This is a genomic window from Desulfurella sp. (assembly GCF_049977265.1).
Lineage (GTDB): Bacteria > Campylobacterota_A > Desulfurellia > Desulfurellales > Desulfurellaceae > Desulfurella.
Genome location: NZ_JBMFGQ010000002.1, coordinates 12,985 through 27,464, shown reverse-complemented (window position 1 = coordinate 27,464; position 14,480 = coordinate 12,985). Strand labels below are relative to the sequence as shown.

At 33.6% G+C, this 14,480-nt stretch carries 11 protein-coding genes; 1 reads left to right on the top strand and 10 read right to left on the bottom strand.

The window, feature by feature from the left end:
• The first annotated feature begins 17 nt into the window (after positions 1 to 17).
• A complete protein-coding gene (locus ACP5FO_RS00830; protein ID WP_428105804.1) occupies positions 18 to 2,708 on the top strand; it encodes a 6-hydroxymethylpterin diphosphokinase MptE-like protein in 2,691 nt (896 codons plus the stop codon).
• Between the two features lie 97 nt (positions 2,709 to 2,805).
• Here the strand turns inward: ACP5FO_RS00830 and ACP5FO_RS00825 are convergent, their stop codons facing one another.
• From ACP5FO_RS00825 to ilvD, 10 genes are all read right to left on the bottom strand, one after another.
• Positions 2,806 to 3,114 carry an HU family DNA-binding protein gene (locus ACP5FO_RS00825; protein ID WP_025392728.1) on the bottom strand — a complete coding sequence of 103 codons (309 nt, stop codon included), beginning with the start codon at positions 3,112 to 3,114 and terminating at the stop codon, positions 2,806 to 2,808.
• Positions 3,115 to 3,182: 68 nt separating this feature from the next.
• Positions 3,183 to 3,392: a PLD nuclease N-terminal domain-containing protein gene (locus tag ACP5FO_RS00820; RefSeq protein ID WP_428156865.1), complete on the bottom strand. Its 210-nt coding sequence runs from the start codon at positions 3,390 to 3,392 to the stop codon at positions 3,183 to 3,185.
• A gap of 41 nt (positions 3,393 to 3,433) precedes the next feature.
• The gene (locus tag ACP5FO_RS00815) at positions 3,434 to 5,212 is read right to left on the bottom strand and encodes a hypothetical protein (protein ID WP_428105795.1); all 1,779 of its coding nucleotides are present in this window, start codon (positions 5,210 to 5,212) and stop codon (positions 3,434 to 3,436) included.
• Entirely contained in the window at positions 5,209 to 6,060 is an 852-nt protein-coding gene (locus ACP5FO_RS00810; protein WP_428105791.1) for a cytochrome b N-terminal domain-containing protein, read from the bottom strand. The genes ACP5FO_RS00815 and ACP5FO_RS00810 overlap by 4 nt, the downstream gene beginning before the upstream one ends.
• A complete protein-coding gene (locus ACP5FO_RS00805; RefSeq protein WP_428105787.1) occupies positions 6,061 to 7,461 on the bottom strand; it encodes a phosphomannomutase/phosphoglucomutase in 1,401 nt (466 codons plus the stop codon).
• Complete coding sequence (locus ACP5FO_RS00800; RefSeq protein WP_428105783.1) at positions 7,458 to 8,252, bottom strand: sulfide-dependent adenosine diphosphate thiazole synthase; 795 nt, start codon at positions 8,250 to 8,252, stop codon at positions 7,458 to 7,460. Before ACP5FO_RS00800 ends, ACP5FO_RS00805 begins: the two co-directional genes overlap by 4 nt.
• A gap of 15 nt (positions 8,253 to 8,267) precedes the next feature.
• Entirely contained in the window at positions 8,268 to 9,698 is a 1,431-nt protein-coding gene (locus ACP5FO_RS00795; protein WP_428105779.1) for an ArnT family glycosyltransferase, read from the bottom strand.
• Entirely contained in the window at positions 9,698 to 10,225 is a 528-nt protein-coding gene (gene lptE, locus ACP5FO_RS00790; RefSeq protein ID WP_428105777.1) for an LPS assembly lipoprotein LptE, read from the bottom strand. The genes ACP5FO_RS00795 and lptE overlap by 1 nt, the downstream gene beginning before the upstream one ends.
• Entirely contained in the window at positions 10,222 to 12,666 is a 2,445-nt protein-coding gene (gene leuS / locus ACP5FO_RS00785; RefSeq protein WP_428156864.1) for a leucine--tRNA ligase, read from the bottom strand. Before leuS ends, lptE begins: the two co-directional genes overlap by 4 nt.
• A 3-nt stretch (positions 12,667 to 12,669) precedes the next feature.
• Positions 12,670 to 14,331, bottom strand: a complete 1,662-nt coding sequence (gene ilvD, locus ACP5FO_RS00780) for a dihydroxy-acid dehydratase (protein WP_428156863.1) — start codon at positions 14,329 to 14,331, stop codon at positions 12,670 to 12,672.
• Positions 14,332 to 14,480: the final 149 nt, after the last annotated feature.

Here is a 14,480-nt window from a genome sequence, read left to right as displayed (position 1 = left end):
AATAATAAGGAGTTAAAATGTTAGAAAAAAATGTATCGGTTATTGATAAAAAAGCTACATACTTAAAACAGTTACTTAAAAATACTCAAGCCAAACCATTTGAATTTGATGCTGAGGAATACTCAAAACCACATTTAAAAAAAGAAGATGTGGTTGCGCTAATCGGCTTTGGTAAAGGCAATATCGCAAAACACCTAATTGAAGATTTTCCAAACAATACGATTATTTGCTATGAAACGGATTTAGAAAGACTAAAATATGTGCTTGACAATATAGATGTATCAGGTTGCTTCGAACATGATAATTTCTTTTTTTTTGCAAACAAAGAAGAAGAAATAGAAAATACGCTCACAGCTACATTTAATTTATTTGCTGGAAAGTTTAACTTTGGCGATTTATTAGTTATCGCGAACCCGCTTTTAGACTCAACAATATCTCAAAAAATAAATCAACTCATACAAAAACTTTACACACCGGTTGTTTTAAACCGTAACACATTGCTTTTAAAATCTCAAAATATAATAGAAAATGTGGTAAGGAATATATCTGATGTAGCGCTTTGTGGAGGTTTAAATTTATTAAAAGGTAAAGCAAAAAATAAACCTGCGCTCATAGTAGCTTCTGGACCATCTCTTTCAAGCGATATAGACACTATCAAAAATAACCGCTCAAAATTCATCATCATAGCGGTAGACTCAGCAATCAATGTTTTGGCACAAAATAATATAAAACCAGATATTACCTGCGGCCTTGACTACCAACAGGTTACACTTGAAAAATACTCTCCTTTAATGAAAAAAGCTCAAGCTGACGATAGTATCTTTGTATTTGAGCCAGCTATATTTTACCAGATACCAAAACTGTTCAAAAACAAAATTTACAAAACAGAAGAAAATAGCTTTTTAGAATTGCTAGACATAAAACCTAGCTACGAAGTTTTTCCAATTAATGCCGTAACGCACCTAGCTGTAAATGTTGCCTATATTCTTGGTGCAAACCCTATTGTATTTGTTGGTCAGGACTGGGCATACACCAAAGCCCAGCATCACGCAAAAGGCACTATTTTGCCTCAGGGTCTTCCAGAAAAATTAATCTGGGTAAAAGGCAACTATGAAGAAAAGGTCCCAACAGATGAAAATTTATTTTCAGGTCTTACCATAATGTCTGAGATTGCAAATTTTTTAACCTCAAAAGGCATACAGGTTATAAATGCAACAAGTGGTGGTGCATACATTGAAAATACGCAAATAGAAAAACTTGAAGAATTTGCAAAAACAATCAAAAAAAATACTTCTATATCAATAAAGTTCAATAAGAAACCATCTTTATCCACCTATATCAAAAAATTAAAAAATATACTTTTAGAAATGAATAAAGCGATTCATAAAGCAGATAAAGCTCTAAAGATAAACCAAAACATACAAAAAACATATGAAAAAACTAAAAATATGGAAAAAATCAGATCAAAAGTAGAAGAATCCAATAAAATCAATAATGAATTATACAACAACCCTGTAATGACCAAATTTGTATTTTTTTACTATTTTCAAGAATTTTACAATTATTTCAAAGAAGAAATTGACATAGAAAACCAAACTCTGGAAAAAAGATTAGAACAGTCAAATAAATACTTTGAGTTAATAAAAACTCTCACTCAAAACCTGATCGAGCTTGTTCAAAAAACAATTAAATACCTTGAACTAAAAAATGCTTTTTTGCAAAAATTTGAAGAAAATGTAAAAAACAATGATAAATTGTTTGAATTACTGATGAACTGCTATGATTTTGGCGATATATACTTTGGTCTTGAAATATTAGATAAAATAAATATAGAAAACAATTCAAAACTCATATTTGCAAAGGCAAAACTTTTATCAAACTACAGATATTTTCACAAACATGCGGTGGAATTGTATGAAAAAGCCATTGAGCTTGACCCGGATTTTGAGTTAGCTAGAAACGAGCTTGCTGTTGAGGAGTACAAAATTATTTCTCATCTCATTCTTGCAAAAGATGCTATTTTAAACAGAAATGATTTTATTACTGCAAAAAGACTCATAGAAAGAGCAAAAGATTATGACCCAGACAATGAGCGCACCATACAGTGGCTATCAATGATAAACAACTTAGAACAAATGCAAACAATGCAAGAGCGCCAAAAGGTAATCAAAGAACAGCTCAAAATCGAAGGTACTATACCCGAATACGATAAAGCCATTGAATTATTAAAACAAAATAAAATTGATGAAGCCTACAGTGTGCTTGAAAATCTAAACAAAAAATACCCGGCTTTTGGTGATGCGCTTTTTTTAATGGGAAGCATTTTAATCGACAAAAAAGATTTTGATAAAGCCCTTGATTTACTCAATCAGGCGAAAAACCTTCTTCCGTACCATCCATTTGTTTATGTTGCACTTGCAAAAATTTATATGTCAAAAGAAATTTACGATAAAGCAAAGGAAGCATTAGAAACTGCATTGAGTCTAAATCCTGCTTTAAAAGACGAAATTGGAGAAAATCTTGGAGATTTGTATTACGAGTTTGGTGAGTACGAAAAGGCTTTATCACTTTATGAATCACACCTGCAAATAACTCAAGATAAAAGAAAATTACTTATGAAAATAGCACTATGCTATAAAGGTTTGGGGTTGATTCAAAGCTACAATCAGATTTTATCAAAACTGCAAGAACTGTCAACAAATGCCTAAAAAAACTTTAAAAAAATAGAAATAAAAAAATGCTGGTTTTGATAAATACAGAAAAAAACCCACTGACATTGCTGTCAGTGGGTAAATGCTTTAATTTTTACTTTTTCTTTCCTTTAGAAGCAGGTTTTTCTTGTTTATTGATTTCTTCTTTAAAAACTGCACCTACTTTAAATGCAGGCAATTTAAAAGCAGGAATTGTGATTGCTTCGCCAGTTTGCGGGTTCCTACCTTTCCTTTGAGCTCTATTTGATACATAAAAACTACCAAAGCCTGTAAAAAGAACGCTCTCGCCAGATTTAAGTGTTTCCACTATTGTAGATAGAGTAGCATCTAAGAATTCTTTCGCTTTTTCCTGAGAAATATTGGTTTTCTTAGCCAATACTTTTACAAACTCGTTCTTTGTCATAGAAACCTCCCTTTATTGGATAAACTTTTCATAGTTTAATGAGTTTATATTGATTTGTCAAAGAAAAATTAATCATTTTTTAGCTTTTGGTTTCTGCCAATAAAAAAATACAAAATTGATCCTAAAAACGGTAAAACGATAACAAGAACAAGCCAGATAACTTTGGTTAATCCGTCTTTAAAATCATTTTTTAGTATATCTATTAAAGCATAAATCCACAATACAACTGCAATTAATGATAATACACCCATAACAAAAAAACCTTCAAATAATCCCATATCAACTCCACCAAGTAAATTTAAATAAATTGTAATAAATTTTATCGCTTATTGCAAGGTGTTTTGTGTTCTAAAAATAATTTGTAACTTTTTGAAAAATCACGATATATAGGGTCATTGTAGCTTTTATGGCAAACAACACACTGACCAACTTCATAAATTTTTACAAGCTCATCTTTATTAAAAGCTCTTTCACCTTTTACAGGAAAACTTTGCATTTGCCTGCCATGCTCGTTGACTATCATATCAAGCGGTATATCCCCTAAACCACTTGCTTTTGAATCAAATGTAGGAGCAAATTTAAACTGCTTGGTATATGGATTAAAGCTTAAATTACCCGTACCAAAGCCCATTGTACGAGGATCATGATGACAATCTTCGCAACTTCTAGCTTGTAATTGTGTTGTGTGTGGATCTATTGTAGCTACACTTAAACCTCTAATTTGCTTAACAAATTTAAAGTCTTTATTAAAAATAGTGATAAAATCCTGGCAACCAGGTTCAACTGGCATAACTTTGCCATGTGGATCAAATGCCAGCTGAGGTGTTTCAAAACGCACATAGCTATTTAGCTCAGCATAAGCACCAGGTGTGTCTTTGTACTTTATCCAATTAAGTTGTTTTAGACCTTCAAAATTGACGATATGACAACCATAGCACTGTGGCGCCCATGCAGAATGACAAGCCTGGCATGATAAATTTTTATGCCCGGCAAATGTATGATAGGGTTTATTATTTACAAGTGGAATCGGTATTGCTTTGCCTGTTTCTTTGCTAAAAAATATAGCTTTGCCGTTAATCTTTTGAACATTGTAAATTATCTGACCTGTGCGTTCCTCTAAAGCTGCATAATCACCTGCTTTTAATGGCACTTTACCATTAAGAAAAGCTAATTTCAAAGCCAATGAATTTGGAGGCACTTGCACAAAATGAGGTTCATGGCAGTCTTTGCAGGTAATTCCTACCTGTTGTGTCATGTTTTTGTAGTGAAGACCAAGACCCATTGTATCAGACATTGTATGGCAATCGATACAACTCATATGTGCTTTAGTATAATGAACATCGGGTGGCAAATCTAAATAATACCTATCTGGATTACCTAAAATATTATAATGTGAAGGACCACCATCCATAAATGGTGTGCCATATTCTTCTGTTTCGTAGTGACCAAAATATGATAAACCAATTCTACCTGATCTGTTATGGCACTTTACGCATGTTGCATCGCTTATATGCGTGGTTAGCTCTACATGAGGATTTCCTTTAACCCATTTAGCATGACAATCAAGACAACCTCCGCCGCGTTCTTGTATTTCTTTTGTTGGACCCTGACCGTAGGGTTTATATAAATGACAGGCTCCACAATTTTTTTCATAATATTGAATAGCTTTATTTTCTTTATATTTGCCTTCATATAAATCCTTAACGGTGACATCACTTGAAAGCTTATCCGTGTAGCCAAATTTATGTAAAACTGCAGAAATTATACCCCTATTTGTTGCCATAAGGGAAGTCTCTACTTCTTCAACCTGTTCTTTATGACACTTACCGCAGGTTTCGGCGGCATACCTTAAGTCTGCTGGATTTTTAATCAAACCTTTGTGCGCTTGTGCTTCGTTTGTTGTATAAGGATTGCCGCCATGGCACACAACGCATCCAATCTGGTCAACAGGGTGGGCTTTATCCATATGGATATCTTTATGACATACAAAACAGGATTCTTTTTGGGGGTTCACATGTGGTTTTTGAGTTTGCCTGTACACTGCTATAAATAAAACCGCTATAGTCAACACAACAAGTATTACTATTGTTTTTTTCATTGTCTAAAAATCATTATATAAAAAATCATAACAAAATACAAAACAAAACCAAATAAAAATAAACGCTTCAAAATAGGGCCTTTTTGAGTTGGCAATAAAGCAAAAGACAGTAAACCAAAAAAAGGAAGTATTACACCCGCAATAAGTGGAGCTATATATATCAAACTTTCCTGTATTGGCCAAAAAAACCATGGACCCCATATAATTGGCCTTTTTGCGCTTGATACTATATCAAAAGGAGCACTGATAGGTAGCAGAGCACTTAGTAAAACTGTTACAAAAAAAGCTATCAGTGTATTTTCAAAGTTTGTAAACATGCGCTTTATATGGTAATAATTAAGTAAAATAAGCAGCATAGGCAATATACTAATATGGTAAAAATAAAAGTACAAAGAAGGATACTGCTGAGAGTAAAATAAGCTGGCAATATACTGACCAAAAAAAGGCACAGATAAAATAATATGCTGCATAATAAGCGAGGCAGAATCACTTTCATTGTTTGCTCTCAATACAAAGCCAGTAAACATTTCAAAAAAAGAAACCACCAATATTGCGCTCAAAGCAAACCAATATACGTATTTTGTATCAGCATAATCATCCAATTGCACATGCCATATTGTATGAGTAAGTAGACAAATAAAAAAAAGCTCACTTGAATAAAAGTGAGCCGAACGAATCAACCATCCATACCTATAAGCATCTTCAATCAAAAACATACTATTCTGTGCTGTTTCAAATGTTGTAGGATCATACCTAAAAAGCAGCAATACGCCAGATATAATTGATATACCTAAAAAAGCCAGCGTAAGCCAGCCAATATAATATGTAAAATCCTGTTTCTTCAACATTTAAGTGGATTCAATTGTACTTTTAACAATATTTAGCGTATCATTTTTTAGTTTTTTTAAATTTTCTGGACTATTTGCTTCAAATCGCAATACAAGTGCAGGCTGCGTATTACTTGAGCGCACAAGCCCCCACCCATCTTTTGTATTGAATCTTATACCATCAATTGTGACTATACTTAAAATACCGTATTCTTTTTCGTTTTTTATAAAATAATCCTCTACCTTCTTTGTTGCAGGCACTTTTTTGTCTTCGGGACAGTCTATCCTGATCTCAGGCGTATTGTAGGTTACTGGCAAACTTTTTTTCCATTGTTCTAAATCTAAACCTTGTGTAGACAGTATTTCGAGTAGCCTAAGCGAAACATATATTGCATCATCATAGCCAAAATACCTGTCAGCAAAAAATATATGGCCACTCATTTCACCGCCAAGCAAAGCTTTTTCTTCTTTCATTTTGGCTTTAATTAAAGAGTGGCCTGCTTTCCACATAATAGCTTTTCCGCCTGCTTGCTCAATTTTATCATATAGCACTTTAGAACATTTAACTTCACCAATAATTGTTGCACCCTTGTGTTCTTTTAAAATATGTTGAGCAAAAAGCAAAAGCAATTGATCGCCATATATTGTGTCGCCATTTTTTAACACTACACCAATTCTATCTGCATCTCCATCATAGCCTATGCCTATATCGTAAGATTTTTCTTTAAGTGTTCTTTTTAGTTCTTTAAGATTTTCCTCAACAGTTGGGTCTGGATGGTGGTTTGGAAATGTACCATCTGGTTCAATAAAAAGCCCTATTACATCAAAACCCAATTCTTTCAGTATAGGGTAGGCTATAAAACCGCCCGTACCATTACCTGCATCTAACACAACTTTTGGTTTATTTGGCAATTCTTTTAATTGTTTAAATTGGTTTAACATGTAAGCTGTATATTCTTTTATAATATCATGTGTGCTAAACTCAGCTTTACCTATTTCAAAATTGTCTATAGACTTTACTATATCTTTTATTGTTTGAATCTCATCGCCAAAAATCGTATTTTTACCAACGCTTAGCTTAAAACCATTGTACTGTGGTGGGTTATGCGAAGCCGTTATCATGACTCCACCGTCTATAGGCAAATTAAACAGTGAAAAATAAGCAACTGGCGTAGCAACAAGTCCTATGTCTATTACTTTTACATTTTCATAGTTAAGGCCAAAACACAAGGCTCTAAATAAATCTTTTGAGCTAAGTCTTGCATCATATCCAATACTAACCACTAAGTTTTCTTTATTCAAAACTTTTTTTAGATGCTTTGCAAAAGCTCTACCCAGTACACAAGCAAATTGCTCATTCAGGTTTTCGCCAACTATTCCTCTTATGTCATATTCTCTAAAAATACTATCGTCAACTATCATTTTTTGCCCCACTTTTCTAATATTAATGAAGCGCATTTTTTACCGGAGTTTAGCATACCGCCAAATATTGGTCCCATCCTGTGAGCTCCGCTTACTGCATTTGCAGCCATACCGCATACATAAAGTCCATTAAATATTTCTTTTGTATGGTTTACTGTATCCTGTTCTCCCACATCAGCCCACATTGGTTTTTCTCCAGGCACATCTCCTGAATCTGTATTTAGCCTTACACCAGCTTTTCTAACAAGCGTTTGAGCTAAGTGTGCATCATGGCCAGTTGCATCTACGGTAAAGTTGGAGCTTATTACAATTGGATCAACAGGCAAATGTGCCATATTAACGGTGGTCCAATTTATGACTACTCCGCCCACCCTGTATTGTTCATCAATTTTTTTTAATACAACATCTTCTATTTCTATACCATTAAATATTTTTACACCGGATTTAACAGTTTTTGATATAAGCGTTGTAATAGCTTCTACAGAATCCGCCGTATAGTAGTTTGGTGCATAAAGCATTGTATTAATATCAAACTCATCCAGTATGTGTTTACCCATATCTTGCACAACTATCTCATTAAACATCATTGCACCGCCCCACATACCACCGCCTACAGACAATCTTTTATCAAATAGCGTAACTTTAAGGCCGTTTTTTGCAAGCTCATATCCGCATACCAAACCTGCTGGCCCACCGCCTACAATTGTACAATCACAATCAATGTTAGCCATAAGCTTTTGCATATAGCGCTCAACAATTGCCCTTGAAATAATTCTTTCATCCAATGCCATAATCTATCCTCCTATCTAATATTCTCCCACATAAAATACTCCGTATGGACTAAACTCACTGCCATAGACTTTTTTAAGCACTTCTTTGTTTTGCGTTATAAGCGCACCTTTTGATTTTTGTGGTATATATATTGGCAAATTTGATTCTTTTTCAACATAATACAATAAATCTAAATGCACATTATTACTCATAACATATTTTGCTTTATTTTTCAAAATAATACTTGCTATTTTTTTACCATAAACCGACATATCGGGCATATAGCTAGCCTCATAGGGTATATAAACCATACTGTAGGCTGCCTTTGCACAAATCAAAAAAACAACAATATACATATATTGATTAAGTGCATATTTCTTGGATTGTTTGTACAAAAATACAGCTACAAAAATACTAAAAAATAATAAAAATAAATAGTTTGAGTCTTTAGCAAATAAATAACCAAACAAAATTGCAGCGCAAGTAAGCATTATAAAAAAAATCGCTGCTAATTTGAGATAAAAACTATCTATATTTACTTTATAAAATGATACCAAACTTGCAAAAAAAGGCACCAGGATTAAATAATTCTCAAATGGCAAAATCCACATTAAAAAAAATACTCCAATGCTTCCATTTAATGCAAATCTGTAAAGCCTGGTATCGTATTTTCTAAAGAAATTTTTAATAAAAATTGACCATGGCAAAAGCAAAAAAAATGCTATAAATGGAAAAGAAATCAAATGCCACAGGTAATTTTTAAAATTAAAAGATTGCAAAAATCCTAAAAAAAGTGAACCTGCAAGGTAGTGAATACTGGTTATATTTAAACCATACAAAGCTATACCAAAAAGGCTTAAAAAAACTATTAAAACTAGAGCTACCAGATGTTCTTTTATGCTTATTAGTTCTTTATTTTTTTCTAAAGCAACAAAGCAAAGCAAAATAAAATAAAACAAAAAAATCGCGCTTAAACCCAATGTTAAAAAAGCCAATATCAGCCATATTGCAAAATTTTTTTGTCTGAAATATACTTTTATGAAAGCCATAAATAAAAAAAACACAGCGCTTGGATACAAAGAGTAATTATTGATTGATAATAATACAATTACAGTGGTTAAATAAATAGATGCAAAGTAAAATGGATCTATACCTTCAAACTCTTTTTTTAAAATAAATGGCAAAAGTGCAGTTAAAATTATAAAAACAAACTGACCAAATCTTGCTTGCCACTGATTTTCACCAAATATTTTAAAAAAAATACTCGTATAATAAGAACCAAGTGGAGGTTTTTTGAAGTAAGGCCTGCCCAGTATTGTTTGCCATTTATAATTACCACTTTTATTCATTTGCAGGCTAATTATGGCACTTTTGGCTTCTTTGTAGCTAAAGTCTACTTTACCTAAATTAAAAAGGCTTGCTAATAAATAAAGCGCAAAAAATACGGCAAATATTCTTTTGGGCATTAAAAATTAACAAATAGGTCTTCTCTAATTAATACTGCCAACCTATTTAGTACCTTCTGTATTAAAAGGCTGTTTGCTGTTTTTATGGCATCTTCTATATTACTTGCCCTAAAGTCTTCAAAACTCGTCAATGTTTTATTTGAGATTAAAGCTTTCCCGTCTTTGTTTTTTAGCGTCAAATTTACTGTTATTGTGCATCTATAAATAATTGGTAAGCCTTCTTTGTCAAACAAAGAAGCATCTAGCGAATAATGCGTTATATTTGTTTCAATGTAGCCTTGAGCTTGAGACTTTTGCTGAACAACCTTTATATTGTGTGTTTTTAATTCATCAATAATGGCTTTTTGCAGATATTGGCTAAGGCTTTTATCTGATGTAGAGTTTTTCGGTATTTCAATATATACGGTTTTTATGCTGTCAATTATTGATGAGTGTGTGACTGTGCGGTAGCCACACGAACCCAAAAAAAAAGTTGTTAAAAAAATAAAAATTGCAATTTTGCTCTTAGCGTAATTTATAGCCTTCATACAATGATGTTTAAAATCTTGTTTTTCACATACACAAATTTTTTAATTTCTTTACCAACGACATGCTTTTTTACTTTTTCTAAGCTTAGAGCTAACTTTTCCACTTCTATTTGCTCTATATCTTTATGTGTTTCAATTGTATCCCTTAGTTTACCATTTATTGTAATTGCAATTTTAACTGTATCTTTAGTTGCATATTCAAGTTCAACTTTAGGCCAGCTTTGAGAAAATACAATTTCACCATGGCCCAACATTTCCCAAAGCTCGCAAGCTAAATGAGGCACAAAAGGGCTAGCCATTATTGTTAATTTTTCAAGTGCTTCCTTAAAGTAGCCAAGTTCATTTTCTTCAGGGTTAAAACTATATAAAAAGTTTACAAATTCCATCAATTTAGCAATTGCTGTATTAAAATGATAGTTTTCAATGTCGTTTGTAACTTTTTGGACGCAGGAGTTTATCTCATAAAGAAGTTCTTTAATGCTAGGCGTAAGTGAAGCTTGCAAACGTGCATCTTTGACTCTATGAGCATAATTTGCAATAAGTCTATAAAGTCTATTTAAAAATCTAAATGAGCCTTCGATACCTTCATCTGACCATTCCAAATCCTTATCTACAGGCGCTGCAAACAGGATAAATAACCTTGCAGTATCCGCACCATAAGTGTTAACAATATCATCTGGATCTACCACGTTGCCTTTGGATTTGCTCATTTTAGCGCCATCTTTTATAACCATTCCCTGTGTTAACAAACGCTTAAATGGCTCGCTTGAGTCCAAATAGCCAAGGTCCCTTAATACCTTTGTAAAGTACCTTGCATACAGTAAATGCATTACAGCATGCTCAATACCGCCAATATATTGATCTACATCCATCCAGTACTTTACTTTTTGCTTGTCGAATATATCTTTATCGTAATCAGGAGAACAATACCTCAAAAAATACCAGCTTGATTCTACAAATGTATCAAAAGTGTCTGTTTCTCTTTTTGCTTTTGCACCACATATTGGACAGGTAGTATTTACAAAACTCTCTATTTTTGCCAACGGTGAACCGCCAAAACCTGTTATCTCTACATCCTCTGGAAGTTTTACCGGTAAGTTTTCAACACGCTCTGGCACAATTCCACAATTTGGACAATAAATAATAGGTATGGGCGCACCCCAATAGCGCTGGCGCGATACATTCCAGTCTCTTAATTTATACTGAAATGCTTTTCTTGCAAGGTTTTTGTTTGCAAGATATTCAACAATTTTTTCTTTTGCCAGTTCATTTTGCAAACCATTAAACTCTCCTGAATTAACAAGAAATCCACTATCAACAAAGCTGCTTTTCCACGTCTCTACATCATTGCTTAAATCTTCACGGTAAATTACAATCTTTTTGGGTATATTAAATTTAGTTGCAAACTCAAAATCTCTTTGGTCGTGAGCAGGCACACCCATTACTACACCAGTGCCATACTCCATTAAAACAAAATTTGCAATATAAAGTGGAACAATTTCATTATTAGCAGGATTAATTAGATTAATACCACTGTAAATACCATCTTTTTCTTTATCATAATCTTTTTTAATGTCCAGATCAACAACCATACGTTCAACATAATCCAATACGCTTTTATCTTTTACAAGTCCTTTAACTTTCGGGTGTTTTGGAGAAATACTTGCAAACGTAACACCAAAAACTGTATCTGGTCTTGTAGTAAACACTTCCAAATATTCATTTGTATTTTCAATCTGAAACTTAATAAACGCCCCTTCACTTTTGCCTATCCAATTAACTTGCTGGCTTAGCACTCTATTAGGCCAACCTTGTTCCAATAATTTTATATCTTCAAGTAATTCATCTGCATAGTCTGTGATTTTAAAATACCAGCTATAGATATCTTTCTTAACAACTTCACTATCGCATCGCCAGCATCTGCCATCTTCTACCTGCTCGTTTGCAAGTACAGTTTGACAATGAGGACAAAAATTTACTTCAGATTCTTTTCTGTATGCCATACCACGTTTAAACATTTCTATAAATATCTTTTGTTCCCATTTATAGTATTTTGGATCACATGTAGCAATTATTCTGTCTTTATCATAAGAAAAGCCAAGTTTTTGCAATTGACTGAGCATATAATCCATATTTGCGTAAGTCCATTTTGCAGGATGAATCTTTGCATTAATTGCTGCGTTTTCTGCAGGCAAACCAAAAGCATCAAAGCCAATTGGATGCAATACGTTGTAGCCTGTATAACGCTTAAAACGAGCTATAACATCGCCAATTGTATAATTTCTAACATGTCCCATATGAATTTTACCAGATGGGTAGGGGAACATTTCCAAACAATAGTATTTTGGTTTTTCATCAAAATCTACAGCTTTATTTAAGTTTAACTTATCCCAGATTTCCTGCCATTTTTTTTCAATAACACTTGGATTATACTTTTCCATAAGCTACCTCAACACTGCTCCTAAATGTGCATCCTGGACAAGCCTTGCATAACGGGCCAAATAGCCTGTTGTTATTTTTGGTGGCTTTGGCTTAAAATGTTTTTTTCTTTCTTCAATTATATTTTCTTCAACAAGCAAATTAATTGTTTTTTCTGGTACATTAATTTCTATTAAATCATTTTCTTCTATCAAACCAATAAGTCCCCCTTTTGCAGCTTCAGGTGATATATGGCCTATAGATAAACCTCTTGTTGCACCGGAAAACCTGCCATCGGTAATTAAAGCTACCTTTGTATCAAGACCCATGCCTGCTATTGCGCTTGTTGGCTGAAGCATTTCTTTCATGCCTGGACCACCCGCTGGACCTTCATATCGAATAACAACACAATCTCCTTCTTTGATCTGTTTGCTAAATATTGCCTTTGTTGCTTCTTCTTCACTATCAAAGACTCTGGCTTTTCCGACAAAATGGTCCATTTTTGCAGATACGCCAGATTGCTTTAGTACTGCACCAAATGGTGCCAGGTTACCTTTTAGTATTGATAAACCTCCTTTTGGATAATAAGGCTTATCAACTGGTCTAATAATATTATTATTTTTAACCTTTGCGTTTTTGTAGGAGTCATAAATTGTAGCGCCTGTTACAGTAATGCAGTCTCTTTTTATTAAACCAATGCTATCAAGTCTACTCATAATAGCCATCACACCACCTGCATTGTCAAGATCTTCTAAGTGGTATGGCCCAACTGGACTAAATGAACACAAATCGGGTGTTTTATCGCTTATTTCATTGAATATATCAAGAGAAAGCTCTATATTTGCTTCTTGAGCAATGGCGAGCAAATGAAGCACAGTGTTTGTAGAACATCCCATTGCCATATCAACTGCAATGGCATTTTTTATGCTATCAATTGTTATTATATCCCTTGGTTTTATATTTTTTTCCACTAGTTCAACAATCTTAGCACCTGCAAGCTTTGCAAGTCTTACACGTGCTGCATACACAGCAGGTATTGTACCGTTTCCAGGCAAACTCAAACCTAAAGCCTCGCTTAAGCAATTTATAGAATTTGCAGAATACATACCAGAACAAGACCCACATGAAGGACATGCTATATTTTCTATTTCTAATAACTCTTCTTCGTTTATGTTACCAGAAATGTATTTTCCTACAGCTTCAAAAGCCTGCGCCAAATCTATATCTTTACCCTGGTATTTACCGGCAAGCATTGGACCACCAGATATCATAATTGTTGGTATATTAACCCTGGCTGCTGCCATCATCATGCCAGGTACAATTTTATCACATGCTGGAAGTATCACAAGTCCATCAACTGGATGCGCATTTACCATAATTTCTACAGCATCTGCTATATTTTCCCTTGATGGCAAAGAATAGTGCATCCCTAAATGACCCATTGCAATACCGTCATCTACACCTATGGTGTTAAATTCAATAGGTGTTCCACCTGCCATATAAATACCTGCTTTAACAGCTTCAACAAGCGTCTTTAGGTGCACATGACCAGGCACTATATCGTTTGAAGAATTGGCAATAGCAATAATTGGCCTTGAAAGTTCTTCATCGGTAAAGCCATCTGCTTTAAACAAAGATCTATGTGGTGCCCTTTCTGGTCCTTTTAACATAATATCGCTTCTTCGCATACTTTCAACTCCTTCAAAAATACAATTTTGTTAAAATTATAACTTAAAAAATCTTTGTGTCAAATAATATAGGTTTTAAATACTTGACTTATAAGAGTGTTAGTATATTTTAGTAATGTGATTGCTTTACTTACTAGCAAGTCAAGGGG